Raw genomic sequence first — 25,136 nt, 5'->3', positions numbered from 1 at the left:
CCGGGGCGGGGTCGCCCTTTGCCGGGCGTTGTGCCGGGGTTCCGGGGTGCGGCTTCGGGCCCCGGGCCTTGCTTCCGCCGTCGTGCGGGGCGGCCGGCAAGGGGGGCTGTCTGCCCCCCTCCTGGCCTGCGGCCAGTTCACCCCCCGAGGATATTTCGGTCAAGGTGAAGGGGGCGATGTGTTGACAAAAGGTAAAAGAGGCCGCGCATGTCCTTGATCTTGCAGGAGTCGGTGCCTTGTCCCTCCGAGGGACAGAAAGAGCGGCTGTATCTGTACGACACCACGCTGCGCGACGGGCAGCAGACGCAAGGCGTGCAGTTCTCGGTGTCCGAAAAGGTGCAGATCGCACAGGCGCTGGATGCGCTGGGGGTCGATCACATCGAAGGCGGCTGGCCGGGGGCGAACCCGACCGACAGCGATTTCTTTGCCGCCCGGCCCCGGACGCGGGCGACCTTTACCGCCTTCGGCATGACCAAGCGGGCGGGGCGGTCGGCCGCGAATGACGACGTGCTGGCGGCGGTGATGAACGCGGGCACCCCGGCGGTCTGTCTGGTGGGCAAGGCGCATGATTTCCACGTGACCACCGCGCTGGGGATCGGGCTGGAGGAGAACCTCGGCTGCATCCGCGAGTCGGTCGCCCACCTGGTCGCGCAAGGGCGCGAGGCGCTGTTCGACGCGGAGCATTTCTTCGACGGGTTCAAGGCCAACCCCGCTTATGCGCTGGAGTGCCTGCGGGCGGCACATGAGGCGGGGGCGCGCTGGATCGTGCTGTGCGACACCAACGGCGGCACCCTGCCCGAGGAGATCGGGCGGATCGTGCGCGCGGTGATCGCGGCGGGCATTTCCGGCGACCGGCTGGGCATCCATTGCCACGACGATACCGGGAATGCGGTGGCGGGGTCTCTGGCGGCGGTGGATGCCGGGGTGCGGCAGGTGCAGGGCACGCTGAATGGCTTGGGCGAGCGGTGCGGGAACGCCAACCTGACCACGCTGATCCCGACGCTGCTGTTGAAGGAGCCCTATGCCAGCCGCTTCGAAACCGGGGTGAGCCGCGCGGCGCTGGCGGGCCTTGTGCGCACCAGCCGGATGCTGGACGACATCCTGAACCGGGTGCCCAACCGGGCGGCGCCTTATGTGGGGGCCAGCGCCTTTGCCCACAAGGCGGGGCTGCACGCCAGCGCGATCCTGAAGGATCCCGCAACCTACGAGCATATCGACCCCGCGCTGGTCGGCAACACCCGCGTCATTCCCATGAGCAACCAGGCCGGGCAGTCTAACCTGCGCGCGCGGCTGGCTGCGGCCGGGATCGAGGTGCCGGCCGGCGACCCGCGGCTGGCGCGCATTCTGGAGGTGGTGAAGGAGCGCGAGGACCAGGGCTTTGCCTATGACGGCGCGCAGGCCAGCTTCGAGTTGCTGGCGCGGGCCGAGCTGGGGCTGTTGCCGCAGTTCTTCGAGGTGAAGCGGTATCGGGTGACGGTCGAGCGGCGCAAGAACCGCTATGACCGGATGGTCTCGGTTTCCGAGGCGGTGGTCGTGGTCAAGATCGGCGACCGCAAGGTGCTGTCGGTGTCCGAGTCGATGGACGAGACCGGCACCGACCGCGGCCCGGTGAACGCGCTGGCCAAGGCGCTGGCCAAGGACCTTGGCCCGTATCAGGCCAGCATCGCCGACATGAAGCTGGTCGATTTCAAGGTGCGCATCACCCAAGGCGGCACCGAGGCGGTCACCCGCGTCATCATCGACAGCGAAGACGGGCAGGGCCGGCGCTGGTCCACCGTGGGGGTCAGCGCGAACATCGTGGACGCGAGCTTCAGCGCGCTGCTGGACGCGATTACCTGGAAGCTGATCCGCGACGGCGGCGCGGCATGAGCGCGATCCTGCGCCTGTTCGACGGGCTGACGCTGTGTGCGCCGTCCGATCCGGCGGCGCTGGGGCGGGTGCTGGCCGGGTTGCGCCCCGATGCGGCGGTGCTGGATGCCGGTTGCGGGCGGGGGGCCGACCTGCCGGTGCTGCTGGCGGCGGTGCCGCTGGGCCGGGTGGTGGCGGTCGACCTGGCGGAACCCTTTGTCGCGCATGTCCGCGCCGCCTTTCCGACCGTGCAGGCCGAGCTGGCCGACATGCGCGCGCCGCCCGGCGGGCCATTCGAGCTGATCTGGTCGGGCGGCGCGGTCTGTGGGCCGGGGCTCGGCGCTTGCCTCGCGGCCTGGCGCGGCGTGCTGGCGCCGGGCGGGCGGGTGGCCTTTACCGAACTGTGCTGGCGCAGCCCGGCGCCATCGGCCGCGGCGCGGGCCTTCTGGGCGGAGGAATACCCCGGCATGGGCGATGCCGCGGCGCTGGAGGCCGCGATTGCCGGTGCCGGCTGGCGGCAGCTGCAGGCCGAATGGTTGCCGGCCAGCGCCTGGGCGGCCTATTACGGCCCGGTGGAGGCCCGCATGGCCGCGCTGGAGGCCGACGCCGACCCGGCCTTGCAGGCGGTCATCGCCGCGTTTCGGGCGGAAATCGCGCTTTGGCGCGCACATGGCGGCGATTACGGCTATCGCCTGAGCGGGGTGGCGCCGGCATGAGCCTGACCCATTGCGTCCAGATGGTTGCGCAAGGCGACCCCGACCGCCACGCGGTTGCCCGGGCGGCCAGCGACGCGGCGCAGGCGCGGCTTTACCCGCTCTATGCGCTCAACCTGGAAATCGCCCGCGCGGCCTGGGCCAGCACCGAACCGCTGGTCTGCGAAATGCGCCTGCAATGGTGGGCCGATGCGCTGGAGGCGCTGGGCCAGGGCGGCACCGTGCCGCCGCACCCGGTGCTGGAGGCCTGCGGTTTCCTGCGCGGCGATGCGGCGGCGGCCGAGGGGCTGGCCGGGCTGATCGAGGCGCGGCGGCGGGATGTCTGGGCCGAGCCCTTTGCCGATGCCGATGCGCTGTGGGCGCACCTTGGCGCCACAGGGGGCGCGCTGATGTGGCTGGCCGCCCGGGCCCTGGGCGCCGATCCGCAGGCCGAGCCGGTGGTGCGCGGTTTCGGCACCGGGGCCGCGCTGGCGGCCTGGTTGCAGGCGGTGCCGGCGCTGATGGCGCAAGGACGCCAGCCCTTGCCCGACCCCGGCCCGGGCGCGGTTTCCGACCTGGCGCTGGAAGGCATCGGGCGCATCGCCTTTGCCCGTGCCCGCCGCCGGCTGGTGCCGCGTGCCGCGCTTGCGGCCCTTCTGACCGGGGCCTGGGCCGGGGCCGTGCTGGGCCTTGCGGTGCGCGAACCCGAACGGGTGGCGGCCGGGCGGCTTGCCCCCAGCGAATTTGCCCGCCGGGGGGCGCTGGCATGGCGCGGCCTGACCGGATTGTGGTAGCCTGACCCCGGAGACCGGCGCCGCAGCCCGCCCGCCCGACGCCGTTTTCCGTCAGGCGTTCGCCCGCCGAAAAGCGCAGGTTGAAATCCGGCCTTGCCCGCGCCACATATGGCTTCTTGACAGGGGAAGGCCGGGTGCTGCCGGATCGCTCGGGGCCGGTGCCTTCCTGCCAGCGAAGGAAACATGATGAACGAACCGCTTTCCCCCAGCTACCCGGTGCTGCCGCTGCGCGACATCGTGGTTTTCCCGCACATGATCGTGCCGCTGTTCGTCGGGCGCGAGAAATCGGTGCGTGCGCTGGAAGAGGTCATGTCCGAGGACCGGCAGATCCTGCTGTCGTCCCAGATCGACCCCACCCAGGACGACCCCAAGGTCGATGGCATCTACAAGGTGGGTGTCCTCGCCAATGTGCTGCAGCTGCTCAAGCTGCCCGACGGCACCGTCAAGGTGCTGGTCGAAGGGCGCGCGCGCGTGCGCATCACCCGCTTCCTGCCCAACGACAGCTTCTTCGAGGCCGAATGCGCCCGCCTGACCGAGCTGCCGGGCGATGCCCCCACGGTCGAGGCGCTGGTGCGCACCGTGGCCGAGGAGTTCGAGCGCTACGCCAAGATCAAGAAGAACATCCCCGAGGAGGCGCTGGCCGCCGTGGCCGAAACGCGCGATCCGCCGCGGCTGGCCGACCTTGTGGCGGGCCACCTCGGCATCACCGTGGCGCAAAAGCAGAAGCTGCTGGAAACCCTGGACGTGGGCGAGCGGCTGGAGCAGGTCTATGGCCACATGCAGGGCGAAATGTCCGTGCTGCAGGTGGAAAAGAAGATCAAGTCGCGCGTGAAAAGCCAGATGGAGCGCACGCAGCGCGAATACTACCTGAACGAGCAGATGAAGGCCATCCAGAAGGAGCTGGGCGACGGCGAGGATGGCCAGAACGAGATTCAGGAGCTGGAAGAGCGCGCCAAGAACACGAAGCTGTCCAGGGAAGCCCGCGACAAGGTCGAGGCCGAAATCAAGAAGCTGCGCACCATGAGCCCGATGAGCGCCGAGGCGACGGTGGTGCGCAACTACCTCGACTGGATCCTGGGCGTGCCCTGGGGCGTGAAGTCCAAGGTCAAGAAGGATCTGGCCAAGGCCGAGGCGGTGCTGGATGCCGACCACTACGGTCTGGAAAAGGTCAAGGAACGCATCGTCGAATACCTGGCGGTGCAGAACCGTTCGTCCAAGCTGAAGGGCCCGATCCTGTGCCTCGTCGGTCCGCCCGGCGTGGGCAAGACCTCGCTCGGCAAGTCGGTCGCCAAGGCGACGGGGCGCGAGTTCATCCGCATCTCCCTGGGCGGGGTGCGCGACGAATCGGAAATCCGCGGCCACCGGCGCACCTACATCGGGTCGATGCCGGGCAAGATCATCCAGGCGATGAAAAAGGCCAAGACGACCAACCCGCTGATCCTGCTGGACGAAATCGACAAGATGGGTCACGACTTCCGCGGCGATCCGGCCAGCGCGCTGCTCGAGGTGCTGGACCCCGAACAGAACGGCAGCTTCGTCGATCACTATCTGGAGGTCGAATACGACCTGTCGAACGTGATGTTCATCACCACGGCGAACAGCTACAACATGCCGGGTCCGTTGCTGGACCGGATGGAGATCATCCCTCTGGCCGGCTATACCGAGGATGAAAAGCGCGAAATCGCCCGCCAGCACCTGATCCCCAAGCAGACGGCGGCGCATGGGCTGAAGAAGGGCGAGTTCACCATCACCGACGCGGCGCTGACGGATGTGATCCGCTATTACACCCGCGAAGCCGGCGTGCGGAACCTGGAACGCGAAATCGCCAAGCTGGCGCGCAAGGCGGTGACCGAAATCGTCAAGGCCAAGGGCAAGACGGTGGAGGTGACGCCCGAGCGGCTGGAATCCATGCTGGGCGTGCGGCGCCATCGCTATGGCCTGGCCGAGAAGGAGGATCAGGTGGGCGTCGTCACCGGCCTTGCCTGGACATCCGTGGGCGGCGATCTGTTGCAGATCGAGGCGTTGAAGCTGCCGGGCAAGGGCCGGATGAAGACCACCGGCAAGCTGGGCGACGTGATGAAGGAATCGATCGACGCGGCCTCCAGCTACGTGCGCTCGATCGCGCCGCAGATCGGGGTCAAGCCGCCGCGCTTCGACACGCTGGATATCCACGTCCACGTGCCCGATGGCGCCACGCCCAAGGACGGCCCTTCGGCCGGGCTGGCGATGGTGACCGCCATCGTCTCGGTGCTGACCGGCATTCCGGTGCGCAAGGACATTGCCATGACCGGCGAGGTGTCGTTGCGCGGCAACGCCATGGCCATCGGGGGTCTCAAGGAAAAGCTGCTGGCGGCCTTGCGGGGCGGCATCACCACGGTGCTGATCCCGGAAGAAAACGCCAAGGATCTGCCGGACATCCCCGATAACGTCAAACAGGGGTTGACCATCGTGCCGGTCACCCACGTGCGCGAGGTTCTGGCCCGCGCGCTGGTGCGCCAGCCCGAGCCGGTGGAATGGGACGAGGCCGCCGAGGAAGCCGCCGCACAGGCCCGCAAGGCCGAAGCCTCGGCCCGCGAAGGCCTGACCGCGCACTGAAACCAGAGGGGGGGCATCCGGCAAGGGTGCCCCCTTTCGGCTTCCGGCCGCCGGTGCCCTTGAATGGGGCTTGTTGCAGCGCGGCAAGGCGATATGCTGCGCGCAATTCCAATCGAAAGGCTTTGCCATGACCGAAGAAACCGAATCCACGACGACTGCCGCAGCACCCGCCAAGGCCGGGGCAGGCAAGGGCCGCGCCAAGGGCGCCGGCGCAAAGGCCGCGGGGGCCCGCAAGGGCGCTGCCCGGGCCGCGGGTGCCAAGGCCGGCAAGGCCGGCGGCGCGCGGCCGGCGGGTGCCGGTGCCAAGGGCAAGGCCGCCAAGGCCGCCCCGGCGCCGATCACCGGCCCGGTCGAAGGCGGCACGCTGAATACCAGGGAACTGCTGGCCCGTGTGGTGGCCCGCTCGGGCGCCGGTCGCGTGGCGGCCAAGCCGGTGGTCGATGCCGTGCTGGTCGAGCTGGCCGAATCGCTGGCCCGCGGCGAAAGCTTCGTGCTGCCGCCGCTGGGCCGCGGCAAGATCCGCCCGGCCAAGGAAGGCGCCAAGGAAGGCGTGATGACGCTGCGCATCAACAAGGGCGGTCGCGCGAAAAAAGACGACGCGCCCCCTCTTGCGCCTGCGGAGGAGTGAGGGTAAACCCCCCGCCATCGGGCGATTAGCTCAGCGGTAGAGCGCTTCGTTCACATCGAAGATGTCAGCGGTTCAAATCCGTTATCGCCCACCATCCATTCCTTCCGGCTTGCCCGGAACCGGGGCCTCCGCCATGCGGGGGCCCTTCGGTTTTGCGGCGCCCGGCCATGCGGGCCCCGGCGCGGCGGCGCCGGTCCGGCGCAAGGCCGAAGGCGGCAGGCCGAAGCGGCGGTGAAAGGCGCGGCTCAGCGCGGCCTGGGCGCCGAAGCCGGTGCGCAAGGCCACCTCCTGCAACGGGTGGCGGGTATCGACGATCATGCGCCGCGCGGCCTGAAGCCGCAGCTCGCGGCCCCATTCCGCCGGGCCGTGCCCCAGTTCGGCGCGGAACAAACCTTCCAGCCGGCGCACCGAAAGGCCGACGGCCCGGGCGGTGGCGGCCACCGGCTCGGGCGCGTCGATCCGGGCCTCCATGCGCGCCAGGGCCGCGGCCAGCCGGCCATCGCGCGCCAGCGCGCTTTCGCGCGCCGGGCCGGTGACCTGCGGGTCCGAACCGGGGCGCGCCGTGGTCAGGAAAGATTGCTGCACCTGCATCGCCAACCCGGGCCCGCAGCGCGCCCGGATCAGGTGCAGCATGAAATCGGCCGCCGGCGCCGCGCCGCCCACCGTGACCCGGTTGCCCGAAATGACAAAGCGTTCGCCCGCCACCTCGATGCCCGGATGGGCGGCGGCGAAATCCTCCAGATCCTCCCAGTGGACGGTGGCGCGGTGCCCATCCAGCAACCCGGCGCGCGCCAGCAGCCAGGGCCCGGCATCGACCCCCACGACGGCGCGGAACCGCCCGGCCATCCGCCCGATCGCCGCGATCAGGCCGCGCGTCATCACCTCGGTCCGCCGGTAGCCCGCCACCACCACCAGCACGTCGGCGCCTTCGGCATCGGCCACCCCGCCATCCGAGGGCAGGCTCAGCCCGCAGGTCAGCGGCACCGCCGCCCCGTCGGGCGACACCACCCGCCAGCGAAACGCCGCCCGGCCCAGCTGGCGGTTGGCGTTGCGCATCGGGTCCAGCACCGAGGCCACCTCCAGGATCGAGGCATGCGGCAGCACCAGCACCGCCAGTGTCAGCGGATCGGGCGAGGGGGCAAAGATGTCTGCGCTTGCGGCCATGAAAATTGCGTATCCGGCCAAATCGGCGCGCGCAACCCTGCTAGCATGGCGGCATCGAGGGAGGAGTCCATGCCGCTGACCATGAACCGCGAGGTTTTCATCACCTGTGCCGTGACCGGATCGGGCGGCACGCAGGACCGTTCGCCCCATGTGCCGCGCTCGCCCGCGCAGATCGCCGAAAGCGCCATCGCCGCCGCCAGGGCCGGCGCCGCCGTGGTGCATTGCCACGTGCGCGACCCCGAAACCGGCAAGCCCGCCCGCGACCCCGCGCTGTACCGCGAAGTCACCGAACGCATCCGCGACAGCGCCACCGACGTGGTGCTGAACCTGACCGCCGGCATGGGCGGCGACCTGATGTTCGACGGCACCGAGGCGATGAACCGGATGAGCCAGAAATCCGACATGGCCGGCGCCACCGAGCGCGTGGCCCATGTGGTGGAATGCCGGCCGGAGATCTGCACGCTCGATTGCGGCACGATGAACTTTGCCGAGGCCGATTACGTCATGGTCAACACGCCGGGAATGCTGCGCGACATGGCCCGCCGCATGGTCGAGGCCGGAACGCGGATCGAGATCGAAGCCTTCGACACCGGCCATCTGTGGTTTGCCAGACAACTGGCGGACGAAGGCATCATCCCCGATCCGGTGCTGGTGCAGCTGTGCATGGGCGTGCCCTGGGGCGCACCGGACGACCTGAACACCTTTCTGGCGATGGTGAACAACGTGCCGGCGCACTGGCACTGGTCGGCCTTCAGCCTCGGGCGCCACCAGATGCCTTACGTGGCAGCGGCGGTGCTGGCGGGGGGCAACGTGCGCGTGGGGCTGGAGGATAACCTCTGGCTCGACAAGGGCGTGCTGGCCACCAACGCGCAACTCGTGGAACGGGCGGTGACGATCATCGAGAATCTCGGTGCCCGGGTCATCACCCCGGCCGAGGTGCGCGCGCGGCTGAAGCTGGAAAAGCGCGCGCCGCTGGCCCGCTGAACGCGAAAAGGAGCAGGTTTCATGGCACGCAAGGCATCCATCATCGGCGGCGGCGTCATCGGCGGGGGCTGGGCGGCGCGGTTCCTGCTCAACGGCTGGGATGTCGCGGTCTTCGACCCCGACCCGGAGGCCCCGCGCAAGGTGGGCGAGGTGCTGGCCAACGCCCGCGCCGCGCTGCCCGCGCTGTCGGATGGCCCGATGCCGGCCGAAGGGCGCCTGAGCTTTGCCGCCACGATCACCGAGGCGGTCGAAGGCGCGGATTACGTGCAGGAAAGCGTTTCCGAACGGCTGGACCTCAAGCACCGCGTGCTTGCACAAATCCAGCAGGTGGCGCCGCAAACCCCGGTCGGAAGCTCGACTTCGGGCTTCAAGCCATCGGAATTGCAACAAGGGGCGGCAAACCCGGCCACGATCTTCGTGGCGCACCCCTTCAACCCGGTCTACCTGTTGCCGCTGGCCGAGGTGGTGCCCAGCCCCGCCAACGACCCCACCCTGATCGAGGCCGCCAAGCAGACCCTGCGCGAAATCGGGATGTTCCCGCTGCATATCCGCAAGGAGATCGACGCCCATATCGCCGACCGCTTTCTGGAAGCCGTGTGGCGCGAGGCGCTGTGGCTGGTCAAGGACGGCATCGCCACCACCGAGGAAATCGACGAGGCGATCCGCATGGGCTTCGGCCTGCGCTGGGGCCAGATGGGGCTGTTCGAAACCTACCGCATCGCAGGCGGCGAAGCGGGGATGAAGCATTTCATGGCCCAGTTCGGCCCTTGCCTGCAATGGCCCTGGACCCGGCTGACGGATGTGCCCGAGTTCAACGATGCGCTGGTGGACCTGATCGCCGGCCAGTCCGACGCCCAGTCCGGCCACCACAGCATCCGCGAGCTGGAACGCATCCGCGATTCCAACCTGATCGGCTTTCTGCGCGCGCTCAAGGACCGCAACTGGGGCGCGGGCCGCGTGCTGAACGAACACGACGCCCGCCGCCGCGCCGCCATGCCCGACCCCAGCCCCGACCATGCCGCACCGATGGAAATGGCGCGGATGCAGGTGCTGCCCGGCTGGATCGACTACAACGGCCACATGACCGAAAGCCGCTACCTGTTCGCCTGTTCCGAAACCACCGATGCCTTCCTGCGCCACATCGGGGCGGGGCTTGATTACGTGGCCGGCGGGCACAGCTACTATTCCGCCGAAACCCATATCCTGCACAAGGGCGAGGCGAAGCTGGGCGACCGGCTGACCGGATCGGTGCAGGTGCTGGCGGCAGATGAAAAGCGCCTGCACGTCTTCGTCACCATCGCGCGCGACGGTGTGGCGGTGGCCACGCTGGAACAGATGCTGCTGCACGTGGACATGAAGGCAGGCCGCGCCTGCCCGGCCGCACCCGCAGTGCTGGCCCGGCTGATGCCGATTGCGCAGGCGCATGCCGCGCTGCCCCGGCCCGAAGGGGCCGGCCGCCACGTCGGCCAGCGGAGGGCGTGATGCACTTCGGTCTGACCGACGAACAGCGCATGATCGCCGACACCACCCGCGCCTTCGTGGAGGCCGAGCTTTACCCCCACGAAGCGCTAGTCGAACGCACCGGCCACCTGCCGCTGGAGATCGTGCGCGATGTGCAGGCCAAGGCGATGGCTGCCGGCCTTTACGCCGCCAACATGCCCGAGGAGGTGGGGGGCGCGGGCCTCGATACCCTGTCCTGGCTGCTTTACGAGCGCGAGCTGGGCCGGGCCAACTATGCCTTGCACTGGACCTGCGTGGCCCGCCCCTCCAACATCCTGCTGGCGGGCACGCCCGATCAGCGCGAACGCTACCTGATGCCCTGCATCCGCGGCGAGACCTGGGATTGCCTCGCCATGACCGAACCCGGTGCGGGGTCCGACCTGCGGGGGATGAAGGCCTCGGCGCGCCCCGACGGGTCGGACTGGGTGCTGAACGGCACCAAGCATTTCATCAGCCACGCCGATATCGCCGGCTTCACCATCGCCTTCATGGCCACCGGCGAGGAGATGACCGCCAAGGGCCCCAAGAAACGCATCACCGCGTTTTTCGTGGACAAGGGCACCCCCGGCTTTACGGTGCGCGAAGGCTATCGCAACGTCAGCCACCGTGGATACTCCAACGCGGTGCTGGAGTTCGACGAATGCCGCGTGCCGGCCGAAAACGTGCTGGGCGAGGTGCACAAGGGCTTCGAGGTGGCCAACCAGTGGCTGGGCGCCACGCGCCTGCAGGTCGCCGCCACCTGCCTTGGCCGCGCCGACCGCGCGCTGCGCCTGGCCATCGCCTATGCCGCCGAACGCCAGCAGTTCGGCCAGACCATCGGCAAGTTCCAGGGCGTGTCGTTCAAGCTGGCCGACATGGCGCTGGAGTTGAAGGCCGCCGAGCTGCTGACCTGGGAGGCAGGATGGAAGTTCGACCGGGGCAGCGTGACCGATGCCGACATGGCGATGGCGAAACTGAAGGCGACCGAGGCGCTGGCGATGATCGCCGACGAGGCGATCCAGATCCACGGCGGCATGGGGCTGATGGACGAATTGCCGCTGGAACGCATCTGGCGCGATGCGCGGGTGGAACGGATCTGGGAAGGCACCTCGGAAATCCAGCGCCACATCATCAGCCGCGAGCTCTTGCGGGCGGTGGGGGGGTAGCGGGGGGCCAGCCCCCATTGCCATTGGTTCTCGAACCGATGGCGAACCCATGGCAATCCCCCGCGAGGGAGGGCCGTCTGCCCTCCCTCGACCCACCCGAGGATATTCGAGGACAGAAAATGCCCCGGCCGCACGCTTTTGCCTCCTCCGTCAACTCTGCCGTTAACTTTGCCTTAACCGCGCTGCGCCATTCTGGCGGCACGGTACAGGCGGGGACGCCGATGACCGTGACAGGAAATGGCACCTCGTCCCTCTTGCAGGGGCGGGGTGTTTCCATTTTCTGTCGAAAAATATCCTCGGGGGGAGCAGGCGCCTGCGCCTGCGCGGGGGGCAGACAGCCCCCCGTCGCCGCTTCGGCCCGGCGCCACGCAAGGGCACGGCGCCATGCGTGACCTGTCGCGCCTGCTGCGCCCGCGTTCCATTGCCGTTCTGGGCTCCGGCTGGGCGGTCAATGTCATCGAGCAATGCCGCAAGATGGGCTTCGACGGCCCGATCTGGCCGGTGCATCCGACGCGCGACGCCATTGCCGGGGTGCGTTGCTGCCCGAGCCTTGCCGACCTGCCCTTTGCCCCCGACGCCACCTTCATCGGGGTCAACCGCCATGCGACGCTGGATGTCGTGGCAAACCTGGCGGCGATGGGGGCCGGGGGGGCGATCTGCTTTGCCTCCGGCTGGACCGAGGCCGGGGCGCCCGAGTTGCAGGCGCGGCTGGTCGCGGCGGCGGGGGCGATGCCGATCCTGGGCCCCAACTGCTATGGGGTCATCAATTACCTCGATGGCGCGCTGCTGTGGCCCGACCAGCACGGCGGGCGGCGGGTGGCGCGGGGGGTGGCCTTGCTGTCGCAGTCCTCGAACATCGTCATCAACCTGACGATGCAGGCGCGCGGGCTGCCGGTGGCCTATGTCGCCTGTCTGGGCAATGCCGCGCAGGTGGGGCTGGCCGAGCTGGGCGCCGCGCTGCTGGCCGATGACCGGGTGACGGCGCTGGGGCTTTACGTCGAAGGCATCGCCGATGCCCCGGCCTTTGCCGCGCTGGCCGAAGCGGCGCGGGCGGCGGGCAAGGGGATCGTCGCGGTGAAGTCGGGCAAGACCGAGGCGTCGCGCAGTGCCGCGGCCTCGCACACCGCGTCGCTGGCGGGCGGGGGGGCGGCCTCCAGCGCCTTCCTGCGGCAGGCAGGGGTGGCCGAGGTGGCCACGCTTTCGGAATTGCTGGAGACGCTGAAGATCCTGCATGTCCACGGGCCGGGGCTTGGGCGTCGGCTCTGTTCGCTGTCCTGTTCGGGGGGCGAGGCGGGGCTGGTGGCCGACCTGGCCGCGCCTTTCGGCCTCGACTTCCCGCCGCCCTCCGAGGCGCAGCGCGCGCGGCTGGGGGCGGTGCTGGGGCCGCTGGTGACGATAGCCAACCCGCTCGACTACCACACCTTCATCTGGGGCGACGGGCCGAAGACCACCGCGGTCTTTACCGCCATGCTGGCAGGCTACGATGCGGGGGTCTTCCTCATCGACCCGCCGCGCCCGGACCGCTGCGATCCCGAAAGCTTCGAGCCGGCCTTGCAGGCGATAGAGGCGGCGGCAGCGGCCACGGGGAAGCCGGCCTTTCCGGTGGCCTCCTTGCCCGAGAACTTCGACGAGGCGCGGGCGATCGCCACGCTGGGGCGGGGCGTGGTGCCGCTGATGGGGCTGGAAACCGCGCTGGGGGCCATCCGGGCGGCGCAGACGCCGGGGGGGCTTGCCGGGTGGCGGCCCTGGGCGCCGGGGCCCGCGCGCCCGCTGCGGATGCTGGACGAGGCCGCGGCCAAGGCGCGGCTGGCGGCGGCGGGCGTGGCGGTGCCGCGCGGGGCCAGCGCGCCGGACCTTGCCGCACTGGCGCAGGCCGCGGCGGCCTTGACCCCGCCGCTTGCGCTGAAGGGTCTGGGGTTTGCGCACAAGTCCGAGGCCGGGGCGGTGCGGCTGGGGCTGGCCACGCTCGACGGGCAGGCCCCCATGCCGGGGGCGCAAGGCTATCTGGCCGAGGAGATGGTGACCGGCGTCGTGGCCGAGCTGTTGCTGGGCGTGCGGCGCGACCCGGTCTATGGCGCGACGCTGACCTTGGGCTTCGGCGGGGTCACGGCAGAGCTGCTGGCCGATACGGTGACGCTGGTCTGCCCGGTGACGGGGCCCGAGATCGAGGCCGCCTTGCACCGGTTGCGGCTTTGGCCGCTGCTCGATGGCTATCGCGGGCGGGCGCGGGCGGATGTGCCGGCGGTGGTGGCGGCCGCGCTGGCCGTGCAGGCGATGCTGGCTGCGGATGCCGGCCTGGAGGAAGTGGAGATCAACCCGCTGATGGCGCGCGATGAGGGTGCCGTGGCGGCCGATGCGGTGATCTGGCAGGAGGATGCGCCATGACCATGCCGATGCGGACCGAAGGCCCGGTCAGAACCCGCCGTGAAGGCGGCGTGCTGGAGGTGACGCTGGACCGGCCCAAGGCCAATGCCATCGACCTTGCCACCAGCCGGGCGATGGGGCTGGTGTTCCGCGACTTCCGCGACGACGAGACCTTGCGCGTGGCGATCCTGCGGGCGGCGGGCGACAAGTTCTTTTGCCCCGGATGGGATCTGAAGGCCGCCGCCGCCGGGGATGCGGTGGATGGCGATTACGGCGTGGGGGGCTTTGGCGGCTTGCAGGAGCTGCCGAACCTCAACAAGCCGGTGATCGCCGCGGTGAACGGCATCTGCTGCGGCGGCGGGCTGGAACTCGCGCTGTCCTGCGACCTGATCCTGGCCAGCCGCAACGCCACCTTTGCCTTGCCGGAAATCAGGTCGGGCACGGTGGCGGATGCGGCCTCCATCAAGCTGCCCAAGCGCATTCCCTATCACGTCGCCATGGACCTGCTGCTCACGGGGCGCTGGTTCGACGCCGAGGAGGCGCTGCGCTGGGGGCTGCTGAAGGAGATCACCGAACCCGGCGACCTGCTCGCCAAGGCCTGGGATCTGGCGCGGTTGCTCGAATCCGGTCCGCCGCTGGTCTATGCTGCGATCAAGGAAGTGGTGCGCGAGGCCGAAGGGCGCGGGTTCCTCGACACGCTGCACCGGATCACGAAGCGGCATTTCCCCACCGTGGACCGGCTCTATGCCTCGGAGGATCAGCTGGAAGGCGCGCGGGCCTTTGCCGAAAAGCGCGATCCGGTATGGAAGGGGCGGTAGGCGCAGGGCAGGGGGCGCGGCTTGGCCCCGTCGAGGGGCCGCGCCGCGCCGGGGTCGCGCCCCCGGGGCGCCCGGGGCGGGCCGTCTGCCCGCCCCGGACCCCGCCCGAGGATATTTCGGTCAAGGTGAAACAGGAAAACCCGGTGCCGGCTCGTGCGGCGCGATGTGGCTTTCACCTTGTTCAAATATCCCCCGCGCGGAGCGCACGCCGCGCGGAACGCGCGGCGCCCGGGCAGCGGCCTTGTGCCGCCCGTCCGGGCGGCGCAAGGGTGCGGGAGCGCCCCCGCCTATTCGCCGCGGGGAAAGCGTTTGGATTCCTCCAGCACGTTCAGGTCCATGTGGTTGCGCATGTAGCGTTCCGAGGCCGCGCGCAGCGGCTGGAAATCCCACGGGTAATAGCCGCCTTGCCGCAAGGCGGGATAGACGACCCAGCGCCGCGCCTGGCTTTCGCGCACCGCCGCATCGTAGGCGGCAAGGTTCCAGCGCGCCGCCATCAGCGCCGACAGCCGGGCCAGCGTTTCGGCATGGGCGGGGTCGGGGGCAAGGTTCACCCGTTCGCCCGGGTCGGTGTCCAGATCGAACAGCAGGTCCGGGTCGGCCGCGCAGCGGATCAGCTTCCAGCGCCCGTCGCGCAAGGCCACCAGCGGCGCGATGGAGCCTTCGGCGGCATATTCCATCGCCACCGGCCCGCGGCTGCCGGTGCCGTTGGCCAGCGGGATCAGCGACTGCCCATCGGTCCAGGGGCTGACGTCTGCCATCGACACGCCAGCGAGGTCGCACAGCGTGGGGGTCACGTCGATGGTGGACACGGGGGTGTCGATGCGCTGCGCGGCCAGCCCCGGGGCGGCGATCATCAGGGGCACGCGGGCGGAGGGTTCGAAGAAGGTCATCTTGAACCACAGCCCACGCTCGCCCAGGGATTCGCCGTGGTCGGACACGAAGATCACCACCGCCTCCTGCCGGGTCGCCTCCAGCACCGAGAGGATCTCTCCGATCTTGTCGTCGACATAGCTGATGTTGGCGAAATAGCCGCGGCGGGCGCGGCGGATCATCTCGGGGGTGATGTCGAAGCGGGCGCTGTCGCAGGCGTCGATGATGCGCCGGGCGTGGGGGTCGTGGTCGGCATAGGGAATCGCCTCGGGCGGTTCCAGTTCGGCGGCGCCTTCGTAGAGATCCCAGTATTTGCGCCGGGCCACGAAGGGATCGTGCGGGTGGGTGAAGCTGACGGTCAGGCACCAGGGCCGGTCGTCGGCCCCGCGCGACAGGTCGTAAAGCTTCTGGATGGCCTGATGGGCCACGTCATCGTCGTATTCCAGCTGGTTGGTGATTTCCGCCACCCCCGCCCCGGTGACGGACCCGAGGTTGTGATACCACCAGTCGATCCGCTCGCCGGGTTTGCGGTAATCGGGGGTCCAGCCGAAATCGGCGGGGTAGATGTCGGTGGTCAGCCGCTGCTCGAACCCGTGCAGCTGGTCGGGGCCGACGAAATGCATCTTGCCCGACAGGCAGGTGTGCCAGCCAGCCGCGCGCAGGTGGTGGGTAAAGCACGGGATGTCCGAGGCGAATTCGGCCGCGTTGTCGTAAACCCGCGTCCGGCTGGGCAGCTGGCCCGACATGAAGCTGGCCCGCGCCGGGGCGCAAAGCGGCGAGGCGGTGTAGGTGTTGGCGAACCTTACCGACCGGGCCGCCAGCCGCCGCAGGTTCGGCGCGTGCAGGAAATCGGCCGGGCCGTCGGGGAACAGCGTGCCGGCAAGCTGGTCCACCATCAGGATCAGAAAATTCGGGCGATTGGTCATGGCAGGGCCTTTCGGGGTGTCGGTTGCGCCGCAGGCTGCGGCGCGAGGCGCAGCCTGTCTGGCCCGGATGCGACGCATGGGCAGGCAAAGCGAAGCGGAGGGGCAGGGGATGCATGAGGTGATCCGGGAAACCGATGTGGGCATCGTGCTGCCCGATGGCACGCGGCTGGCGGCGCAGGTCTGGCGGCCGGCGGGGGCAGGGCGGTATCCGGCGATTCTGGAATACATCCCCTATCGCTGGCGCGACGGCACCGCGGCGCGCGATGCCGCCATGCACCCGTGGTTCGCCGCGCAAGGCTATGTGGCGCTGCGGGTGGATATTCGCGGGCACGGGCAAAGCCGCGGCGTGCCGGGCGACGAATACAGCCCGCAAGAGCTGCAGGACGCCTGCGATGTCATCGCCTGGATCGCCGCTCAGCCCTGGTGCGATGGCGCGGTGGGGATGATGGGCAAGTCCTGGGGCGGCTTCAACTGCCTTCAGGTGGCGGCGATGCGCCCGCCGGCCTTGCGCGCGGTGGTTTCGGTCTGCGCCACGACCGACCGTTTTGCCGACGACATCCATTTCAAGGGCGGCTGCCTGATGGGGCGCAACTTCGGCTGGGGGGCGGTGATGCACAGCTATTCCGCCCGCCCGCCGGATCCGGCGCTGACCCCCGACTGGCAGGCCGAATGGCTGGCGCGCCTGCAGGCCGACCGGCACCTTGCCCCGCTCTGGGCCGGGCATCAGCAACGCGATGCCTACTGGCAGCACGGTTCGGTCTGCGAGGACTGGTCGGCCATCGCCGTGCCCGTTCAGGTCTGGGGCGGCTGGATGGACGGCTACATCGACACCGTGTCGGAACTGGTGGAAAACCTGTCCGTGCCGGTGCAGGGCATCTGCGGCCCCTGGGTGCACCAGTATGCTCATCAGGCCGTGCCGGGTCCGGCCATCGGGTTCCTGCAACTGGCCACGCGCTGGTGGGACCGCTGGTTGAAGGGCCAGCCGAACGGGGCCGAGGCCGACCCCGCGATGCGGCTTTTCCTGCGCGATGCGGCCCCGCCCGACCCCTGCATGGCGCAGATGCCGGGGGATTGGGTGCAAACCGCCTGGCCGGTGGCCGAAGGGCGCACCCTGCATCTGGCCGGCACTGCGCTGGCCGCGGCACCGCGGCCAGTGGCGGCCACCATCGCCTCGCCCCAGCATCTGGGGCTGACGGCGGGGGAATATTTCCCGATGGGGCTGGCGGGCGAGATGCCGGGCGACCAGCGCGCCGACGACGCGCTGTCGGTCTGCTTCGATGGCGAAGTGCTGGCGGCGCCGCTGGTGCTGGCCGGGCGGGCGCGCCTGCGCCTGACGCTGGCGGCCGATACGCCGCTGGCCTTCGTGGTGGCGCGGCTGAACGCGGTGCTGCCGGATGGGGCGTCCATGCGCATCGCGCATGGCATGCTGAACCTGTGCCACCGCACCAGCCGGGCCGCGCCGCAACCGATGGTGCCAGGGCAGGCGGAGGAGGTGGAGATCGCGCTCGACCTCGCCGCGGTGCGGCTGGCGCCCGGCACGCGCCTGCGCCTCGCGCTGTCGAATGCCTACTGGCCGTTCCTCTGGCCCACGCCCCAAGCCGGCGCCTTGACGCTGACCGCCGGCCGCCTGACCCTGCCGGTGGCCGACCCCGCCGCGCTGGCGTCCTGGACCCCGCCGGCACCGCAGGCCGCCCCGGCGGCCGGTATCGCGGTGACGGGCGCCCGCGCCGCCCGGCGGATCGAACACGATCTGGTCTCGGGCAGCCGCAGCCTCGTGGTCGAGGACGATTCGGGCTGGTGCGACCAGGCCGACACCCTCTGGCGCACCCGCGCCGTCACGCAGGAACGCTGGACCATCCACCCCGACGACCCGCTGTCGGCCACCGCCGAAATCCGCTGGCACCAGCAGTTCGCCCGCCCCGGCTGGTCGGCCGAAACCGAGGCCGTCACCCGCCTGACCGCCACCGCCACCACCCTGGCATTCCACGCAGAAACCGTGGCACGCGCGAATGGCGAGGTGATCCACCGCGACAGCGACACCCGCGAGGTGCCGCGCCGATACGTCTGAAAACTGTGATGTTACCGGGCAACAAAAGGTTTGCCCGAACGATCCATCCCGCGTTATTGATTCACAAGTCAACAAAAAGCGCGGGCAACACCGCCAAGGGCCAAACAGGGAGCGGACCCATGAACGACGAACTGAAATACCTTCTGTCGCGCACCGTTGCGGGCAAGCACAGCCGCCGGGCCTTTCTGGGCCGGGCGGGGGCGCTGGGCCTGACGGCCGCGATGGCCAACACCCTGCTGGCGCGTGCGGTGCATGCGGCAGGCCCGGTCAAGGGCGGCATCCTCAAGGTCGGCCTTCAGGGCGGCGAATCCACCAACAGCATGGATCCGGCGCTGGCCGCGTCGCAGGTGCCCTATTTCAACCTCAACGCCGCCGCCGAAACCCTGGTCGAGGTGACGCCCGCCGGGGATCTGGAAATGCGCGTCGCCGAGGCGGTGGAAAGCAGCCCCGACGCCAAGACCTGGATGTTCAGGATCCGCAAGGGCATCACCTTCCACAACGGCAAGGATCTGACCCCGGCCGATGTGCTGGCCACCCTGGAACGCCACAGCGACGAAAACGCCAAGTCGGGCGCGCTGGGCATCATGAAGGGCATCGAATCGATGAAGGTCGATGGCGATTACGTCGCCGTCACGCTGGCCACCGCCAATGCCGACCTGCCCTATCTGATGGCCGACTACCACCTGATGATCCAGCCGAACGGCGGCAAGGATGCCCCGGCCGCGCCGATCTTCTCGGGCGCCTATGTGATGAAGGTGGACGAACCCGGCGTGCGCCACGTGTTCGAACGCAACCCGAACTACTGGGACGGCGCCAATCGCGGCCATGCCGACCAGATCGAGGTGCTGGTCATCAACGACCCGACCGCGCGCATGGCGGCGCTGCAATCGGGGCAGGTCCACATGGTCAACCGGGTGGAACCGCGCACGGCCGGGCTGCTGGCGCGCGCCCCCGGCGTGTCGATCAGGAACGCGGGCGGCCGCGGGCACTATGTGTTCATCATGCACTGCAACACCGCGCCCTTCGACAACAACGACCTGCGCCTTGCGCTGAAATACGCCATCGACCGGCAGGAGATGGTGGACAAGATCCTGGCCGGCTACGGCACCATCGGCAACGACATCCCGATCAACGCCGCCTATCCGCTGTTCGACGACAGCATCCCCCAGCGCACCTACGACCCCGAAAAGGCCGCCTTCCACTACAAGAAGTCGGGCCACGACGGCACGCCGATCGTGCTGCGCACCTCGGACGTCGCCTTCCCCGGCGCGGTCGATGCCGCGCAGCTGTTCCAGCAATCGGCCGCCAAGGCCGGCATCCCGCTGGAAATCAAGCGCGAACCCGGCGATGGCTACTGGTCCGAGGTGTGGAACAAGCAGCCCTTCAGCGCCTCCTACTGGGGCGGGCGCCCGGTGCAGGACCAGATGTATTCCACCGCCTACTATTCCAAGGCCGACTGGAACGACACCCGGTTCTTCAACGACCGCTTCGACAGCCTGCTGCTGGCCGCGCGGGCCGAGCTGGATACGCCCAAGCGCAAGGAGATGTATGCCGAAATGGCCCGCATCCTGCACGACGAAGGCGGCCTGATCTGCCCGATGTTCAACGACTTCATCGATGCCCACGGGCCGAACGTGCAAGGCTTCGAGGCCGACCCCAACGGCGAGATGATGGGCGGCATCGCCGGCCTCAAGGTCTGGCTGAGCTAGGCCCGTGCATCCCATCCTGAAACTGGTTGCCCAGCGCGTTGCGCTGGGCCTCCTGCTGCTTTGGGCGGCATCGGCGCTGATCTTCGTGGGCACCCAGATCCTGCCCGGGGATGTGGCGCAATCCATCCTCGGCCAGTCGGCCACCCCGCAGGCGCTGGAAAACCTGCGCCGCGAACTGGGCCTGAACGAACCCGCGGTCAGCCGCTATTTCACCTGGCTGGGCGGCGTGCTGCAAGGCGACCTCGGCAAGTCGCTGACCAACGGGCGCGACATCGCCACCGCGATGGGCGGGCGGCTGTGGAACACGCTGTTCCTCGCGTTCTGGACGGCCGTCATCGCCGTGCCGCTGGCGATCCTCTTGGGGCTGGTGGCGGTGCGTTATCAGGGCCGCTGGCCCGACAAGCTGATTTCCGGCGCCACGCTGGCCACCGTTTCGGTGCCCGAATTCCTGCTGGGCTACATTGCGGTGTTCTTTCTGGCGGTGCAATACCGGGTGTTTCCGTCGATCTCCACCGTCTATGACAGCATGAGCCTTGGCGAAAAGCTCAACGCCATCGCCTTGCCGGTGCTGGTGCTGGCCCTGACCATCCTGGGCCACATGATGCGCATGACCCGGGCCGCGATCCTCAACGTGATGCAGTCGGCCTATGTCGAAACCGCCGAGCTCAAGGGCCTCGGCGCCTTTGCCGTCATCGCGCGCCATGCCTTTCCCAACGCCATCGCGCCGGTCATCAACGTCGTCATGCTGAACCTGGCCTATCTGGTGGTGGGCGTCGTGGTGGTCGAGGTGGTGTTCGTCTATCCCGGCATGGGGCAATACCTGGTCGATCACGTCTCCAAGCGCGACGTGCCGGTGGTGCAGGCCTGCGGGCTTGTCTTCGCCGCCGTCTACATCGGGATGAACCTGTTGGCCGACGTGCTGTCGATCCTGGCCAACCCGCGGCTGAGGCACCCGAAATGAGGATCCCCGTCTCGGCCGCCATCGGCCTGTTCTTCACCGCGCTCTACTTCCTCGTCGCCATCTTCGCCGATCTGATCGCGCCTTACGGCATGGCCGAAATCGTCGGCGGGGTGTGGGATCCGGTCTCGGCCGACCATTGGCTGGGCACCGACAACATCGGCCGCGACCTGCTCAGCCGCATGATCTTTGGCGGGCAGACCACCATCTTCATCGCCACCGCGGCCACGCTGCTGTCGTTCTCGGTCGGGTCGGTGCTGGGCTTTACCGCCGCCGTCGCGGGCGGCTGGCTGGATCAGGCACTGTCGCGCTTCGTCGATCTGATGATGGCCATTCCCTCGCTGATCTTCGCGCTGGTGGTGCTGTCGGTCATGCCGGTGACGCTGCCGGTGCTGATCCTGGTGATGGGGCTGCTGGACGCCACGCGCGTCTTCCGCCTTTCCCGCGCGGTGGCGGTGGACATCACCGTGATGGACTATGTCGAGGCCGCCCGCCTGCGCGGCGAAGGCCGCGGCTGGATCATCTTCCGCGAGATCCTGCCCAACGCGCTTTCGCCGCTGGTCGCCGAAATGGGCCTGCGCTTCATCTTCATGGTGCTGTTCATCTCTACCCTGTCGTTCCTCGGCCTCGGGGTGCAGCCCCCGCTGGCCGACTGGGGCGGCATCGTGAAGGAAAACAAGGAAGGCATCGTCTACGGCATCCCGGCCGCGCTGATCCCGGCCTTTGCCATCGCCACGCTGGCGATTTCGGTGAACCTTGTTGCCGACTGGGTGCTGAACCGCACCTCCAGCCTGAAAGGGGGCCGCGGTGGCTGATACCCTGCTCGACATCCGCGGCCTCCGGATCGAGGCCACCGCCTACCCGCCCGGCGAGCCCCCCAAGGATATCGTGATCGTGCACGAGGCGTCCTTTACCCTGCAAAAGGGCAAGGTGCTGGGCCTGATCGGGGAATCGGGCGCGGGCAAATCCACCATCGGCTTGTCGGCCATGGCCTGGGGCCGCGGCGGCGTGCGCCTGACGGGCGGGGAAATCCGCCTCAACGGCCGCGACATCCGCACCGCCGGCCCGGCCGAATGGCGCAAACTTCGCGGGCGCGAGGTGACGTATGTCGCCCAGTCCGCCGCCGCCGCCTTCAACCCCGCCAAGCGCCTGATGGAGCAGGTCATCGAGGCCACGCTGCACCACAACCTCGCCTCCCGCGCCGAGGCCGAGGCCCGCGCCGTCGCGCTGTTTCGCAAGCTGGGCCTGCCCGACCCCGAAAACTTCGGCCGCCGCTACCCGCACCAGGTCTCGGGCGGGCAGCTGCAACGCGCGATGACGGCGATGGCGCTGTGCCCCAAACCCGACCTTGTCATCTTCGACGAACCCACCACCGCGCTCGACGTCACCACCCAGATCGACGTCCTCGCCGCCATCAAGGAGGCGATCCGCGACACCGGCGTCGCCGCGCTCTACATCACCCACGACCTCGCCGTGGTGGCCCAGGTTTCGGACGACATCCTCGTGCTGCGCCACGGCCGCATGGTGGAAAAGGGCCCGACCGACCAGATCATCAACCACCCGCAGCAGGATTACACCCGGGCGCTGGTCTCGGTCCGCGGCATCGAGCACGCCGAAAAGCCCCCCGCCGCCCCCGTGCTGCAGGTCGAGGCCGTGACGGCCCGCTACCCCGGCTTGCCCTTCGACGTGCTCTCGAACGTCACGCTCGACCTCGCGCCGGGCCAGACGCTGGCGGTGGTGGGGGAATCGGGCTCGGGCAAGTCCACACTGGCGCGCGTCATCACCGGGCTCCTGCCGGCCCTGCGCGGGCGCATCCGCTTTGCCGGCCGCGAGCTTTCTCCGGCACTGAAGGACCGCAGCAAGGACGACCTGCGCGAATTGCAGATGATCTACCAGATGGCCGACGTGGCGATGAACCCGCGCCAGACGGTGGCCACCATCATCGGCCGCCCGCTGGAGTTCTACTTCGGCCTTCGCGGCGCCGCCCGCGACGCCCGGGTGCAGGAACTGCTCGATGCCATCGAACTCGGGCAAGGCTACGCCGACCGCTACCCGGCCGAGCTTTCGGGCGGCCAGAAACAGCGCGTCTGCATCGCCCGGGCCCTGGCGGCCAAGCCGAAACTCATCATCTGCGACGAGGTGACCTCCGCGCTCGACCCGCTGGTGGCCGACGGCATCCTGAAACTGCTGCTGGGCCTTCAGGCGCGCGAAAACGTGGCCTACCTGTTCATCACCCACGATCTGGCCACGGTGCGCGCCATCGCCGACAGCATCGCGGTGATGCACCGCGGCCGCGTGGTGCGCTACGGGCCCAGGTCCCAGGTGCTCGCGCCCCCGTTCGACGACTACACCGACCTGCTCCTGTCCTCGGTGCCCGAAATGCGGCTGGGCTGGCTGGAACAGGTGCTGGCCACCCGGAAAATGGAAAGCGCCGGAAACTGATCCCATTTTCTGTCCGAAAATATCCCGGGGGTCCGGGGGCAGCGCCCCCGGTCCGCCGCAACCACCAGGACCGCACGCATGGACAACAAGCTGCTTCTCATCATCCTCGACGGCGTGCCTTACGCCAACTGGCGCCGCCTGTTCGGCAATCTCGAAGGCTGGGTGCAGTCGGGCGACGCGCGCGTCTGGCGGATGCGCTCGGTGCTGCCGTCCACCTCGGCCTCCTGCTACGCCTCGATCCACACCGGGGTGACGCCGCAGGTGCATGGCTGCACCGGCAACGAAAACGTCTTCCGCATCGGCCTGCCCGACATCTTTTCCGAAGTTCGCAAGGCCGGCGGCATCACCGGGGCGGTCACCCACAGCTTCTGGTCCGAGTTCTTCAACCGCGCCCCCTTCGACCTCGTGCGCGACATCGAATACGACGAGCCCGACAGCCCCAGCATCAACCACGGCCGTTTCCACACCATGACGGGCTACAACCTCATCAACCAGATGACGCCTTCGGACGTGGACCTGTTCGCCACGCTGACCATGCTGTGCGCCCGGCATGGCCTGAACTACGGCATCCTGCACACCTGCACGCTCGACAGCATGGGCCATCGCTTCTTCCACGACAGCCGCGAGATGGATCACGCCTGCTATGCGATGGATGCGATGCTGGCGCCCTTCATCCCGAAATGGCGCGCGATGGGCTACGAGGTGATCGTGACCGCCGATCACGGCCAGGATGCCCGCGGCCACCACGGCGGCACGGGCGAGTTGCAGCAGGATTTCGCCTTCTACTACTTCGGCCCGGCCGAAGGGCCCCCGAAGGATACGCTGCTGGATCAGCTGGCCCTGGCCCCCACGATTCTCACCCGTCTGGGCGCCCCGGTGCCCGACAGCATGAAGGCAGCGCCCTTCCTGCGCTGAGCCTCGGCCCCCCCTCGGCCCATCGCGCGCCCCGTCGCGGATCGGCGGGTCGCGCGCCGGCCCGGCCAGCCCCCCGCCGCCGCAAAAGCGGCAGCCCGGCACGCCCTCCGCCCGATCGTGAACCCTTCGCATCCGCCCGAACCAACCGCAGCACCGCAGCTGTGGCAGGGGGCGATGGAACGGCGGGGGCCTCATCCCGCCCGCGCGGCGCAGGCGGAAATCCCTGCCGCGCGCCGGGGCGCGCGCGAGGGCGAAAGATCGGCCGGTCAGCCAGGCACGATCCGCCGCGCACCGACGCGCGGGCAGATGTAGGCCGGCCTCGGGCCTTGCCCGCCGGCGGGCCAGCGCGTCCAGGCCCGACACCGCCTGCGCGGCCGACCTCGGCGCAAGCTCGGGCCGGGCGGCACCCGCCGGCGCCTCGTCCGGCATCCCTTCGTCGCAGTCCGCCCGCCACCGGACCAGCCCGCTGCGCCACGCCCTTCCCCGCCCCCACGATTCCCCGGGCCCGCGTGCCCCCCGCCCCCGCACACCAAGGCGCCACGCCCCCGCCCCCCTGCCGCGCCACCGCACTGCCCCCCTTTCACCTTGCCGCAAATATCCCGGGAGCCCGGGGGCAGCGCCCCCGGACGCCCGCCGCCCCGGACACCGGCAAGCATCAACCCGTCCCGGTTGCCCGCCAAGGCGCCACGCCGCCGCCCCCTGCCGCGCCCCCGCAC

The 25,136-nt window shown here is 69.5% G+C and carries 18 protein-coding genes and 1 tRNA gene; 17 read left to right on the top strand and 2 right to left on the bottom strand.

Annotated elements, in window-relative coordinates; all coding sequences use genetic code 11:
• Positions 1–207 precede the first annotated feature (207 nt).
• The 6 genes from cimA to ACK4S2_RS00790 all read left to right on the top strand — a co-directional run bounded on the left by cimA (position 208) and on the right by ACK4S2_RS00790 (position 6,651).
• Entirely contained in the window at positions 208–1,869 is a 1,662-nt protein-coding gene (gene cimA / locus ACK4S2_RS00815; RefSeq protein ID WP_409619348.1) for a citramalate synthase, read from the top strand.
• Complete coding sequence (locus ACK4S2_RS00810) at positions 1,866–2,564, top strand: class I SAM-dependent methyltransferase (RefSeq protein ID WP_409619346.1); 699 nt, start codon at positions 1,866–1,868, stop codon at positions 2,562–2,564. The genes cimA and ACK4S2_RS00810 overlap by 4 nt, the downstream gene beginning before the upstream one ends.
• Positions 2,561–3,334, top strand: coding sequence for a squalene/phytoene synthase family protein (locus ACK4S2_RS00805; protein ID WP_409619344.1), 774 nt, complete (start codon positions 2,561–2,563; stop codon positions 3,332–3,334). The genes ACK4S2_RS00810 and ACK4S2_RS00805 overlap by 4 nt, the downstream gene beginning before the upstream one ends.
• Before the next feature lie 186 nt (positions 3,335–3,520).
• Positions 3,521–5,929 (top strand): endopeptidase La, encoded by a 2,409-nt coding sequence (gene lon, locus ACK4S2_RS00800; RefSeq protein WP_409619342.1) that lies wholly within the window; start codon positions 3,521–3,523, stop codon positions 5,927–5,929.
• 127 nt (positions 5,930–6,056) lie between these two features.
• Positions 6,057–6,557 (top strand): hypothetical protein, encoded by a 501-nt coding sequence (locus tag ACK4S2_RS00795; protein ID WP_409619340.1) that lies wholly within the window; start codon positions 6,057–6,059, stop codon positions 6,555–6,557.
• Between the two features lie 19 nt (positions 6,558–6,576).
• Positions 6,577–6,651, top strand: a tRNA-Val gene (locus ACK4S2_RS00790).
• Here ACK4S2_RS00790 and ACK4S2_RS00785 read toward each other — a convergent pair.
• Positions 6,639–7,721, bottom strand: a complete 1,083-nt coding sequence (locus ACK4S2_RS00785) for a GlxA family transcriptional regulator (RefSeq protein WP_409619338.1) — start codon at positions 7,719–7,721, stop codon at positions 6,639–6,641. The two genes, ACK4S2_RS00790 and ACK4S2_RS00785, sit on opposite strands and share 13 nt — an antisense overlap.
• Before the next feature lie 69 nt (positions 7,722–7,790).
• Between ACK4S2_RS00785 and ACK4S2_RS00780 the strand changes: the two genes are divergently transcribed.
• The 5 genes from ACK4S2_RS00780 (at position 7,791) to ACK4S2_RS00760 (ending at position 14,532) form a co-directional block, all read left to right on the top strand.
• On the top strand, positions 7,791–8,705 hold the full coding sequence (locus ACK4S2_RS00780) for a 3-keto-5-aminohexanoate cleavage protein (RefSeq protein WP_409619336.1): 915 nt from the start codon (positions 7,791–7,793) through the stop codon (positions 8,703–8,705).
• Between the two features lie 21 nt (positions 8,706–8,726).
• Positions 8,727–10,187 carry a carnitine 3-dehydrogenase gene (locus ACK4S2_RS00775; protein ID WP_409619335.1) on the top strand — a complete coding sequence of 487 codons (1,461 nt, stop codon included), beginning with the start codon at positions 8,727–8,729 and terminating at the stop codon, positions 10,185–10,187.
• Positions 10,187–11,350, top strand: a complete 1,164-nt coding sequence (locus tag ACK4S2_RS00770; protein ID WP_409619333.1) for an acyl-CoA dehydrogenase family protein — start codon at positions 10,187–10,189, stop codon at positions 11,348–11,350. The genes ACK4S2_RS00775 and ACK4S2_RS00770 overlap by 1 nt, the downstream gene beginning before the upstream one ends.
• Positions 11,351–11,734: 384 nt before the next feature.
• Complete coding sequence (locus tag ACK4S2_RS00765; protein ID WP_409619331.1) at positions 11,735–13,735, top strand: acetate--CoA ligase family protein; 2,001 nt, start codon at positions 11,735–11,737, stop codon at positions 13,733–13,735.
• Positions 13,732–14,532 (top strand): carnitinyl-CoA dehydratase, encoded by an 801-nt coding sequence (locus tag ACK4S2_RS00760; protein WP_409619329.1) that lies wholly within the window; start codon positions 13,732–13,734, stop codon positions 14,530–14,532. Before ACK4S2_RS00765 ends, ACK4S2_RS00760 begins: the two co-directional genes overlap by 4 nt.
• Before the next feature lie 287 nt (positions 14,533–14,819).
• On the opposite strand, the gene betC is transcribed toward ACK4S2_RS00760, so the two are convergent.
• On the bottom strand, positions 14,820–16,328 hold the full coding sequence (gene betC, locus ACK4S2_RS00755; RefSeq protein WP_409619327.1) for a choline-sulfatase: 1,509 nt from the start codon (positions 16,326–16,328) through the stop codon (positions 14,820–14,822).
• 109 nt (positions 16,329–16,437) lie between these two features.
• Between betC and ACK4S2_RS00750 the strand changes: the two genes are divergently transcribed.
• The 6 genes from ACK4S2_RS00750 to ACK4S2_RS00725 all read left to right on the top strand — a co-directional run bounded on the left by ACK4S2_RS00750 (position 16,438) and on the right by ACK4S2_RS00725 (position 24,420).
• The gene (locus tag ACK4S2_RS00750) at positions 16,438–18,396 is read left to right on the top strand and encodes a CocE/NonD family hydrolase (protein ID WP_409619325.1); all 1,959 of its coding nucleotides are present in this window, start codon (positions 16,438–16,440) and stop codon (positions 18,394–18,396) included.
• A gap of 119 nt (positions 18,397–18,515) precedes the next feature.
• The gene (locus tag ACK4S2_RS00745; protein WP_409619323.1) at positions 18,516–20,105 is read left to right on the top strand and encodes an ABC transporter substrate-binding protein; all 1,590 of its coding nucleotides are present in this window, start codon (positions 18,516–18,518) and stop codon (positions 20,103–20,105) included.
• A 4-nt stretch (positions 20,106–20,109) separates the two neighbouring features.
• Complete coding sequence (locus ACK4S2_RS00740; protein ID WP_409619321.1) at positions 20,110–21,066, top strand: ABC transporter permease; 957 nt, start codon at positions 20,110–20,112, stop codon at positions 21,064–21,066.
• Positions 21,063–21,878, top strand: coding sequence for an ABC transporter permease (locus ACK4S2_RS00735; protein ID WP_409619319.1), 816 nt, complete (start codon positions 21,063–21,065; stop codon positions 21,876–21,878). Before ACK4S2_RS00740 ends, ACK4S2_RS00735 begins: the two co-directional genes overlap by 4 nt.
• Positions 21,871–23,505, top strand: a complete 1,635-nt coding sequence (locus ACK4S2_RS00730) for an ABC transporter ATP-binding protein (protein WP_409619317.1) — start codon at positions 21,871–21,873, stop codon at positions 23,503–23,505. Before ACK4S2_RS00735 ends, ACK4S2_RS00730 begins: the two co-directional genes overlap by 8 nt.
• A gap of 78 nt (positions 23,506–23,583) precedes the next feature.
• Entirely contained in the window at positions 23,584–24,420 is an 837-nt protein-coding gene (locus tag ACK4S2_RS00725; RefSeq protein ID WP_409619315.1) for an alkaline phosphatase family protein, read from the top strand.
• The last annotated feature ends 716 nt before the right edge of the window (positions 24,421–25,136 follow it).

It is taken from the genome of Gemmobacter sp. (assembly GCF_046292685.1).
Taxonomy (GTDB): domain Bacteria; phylum Pseudomonadota; class Alphaproteobacteria; order Rhodobacterales; family Rhodobacteraceae; genus Wagnerdoeblera.
Note: the sequence above shows the minus strand (reverse complement) of the source record. Positions and strands in the feature narration are given on the sequence as shown.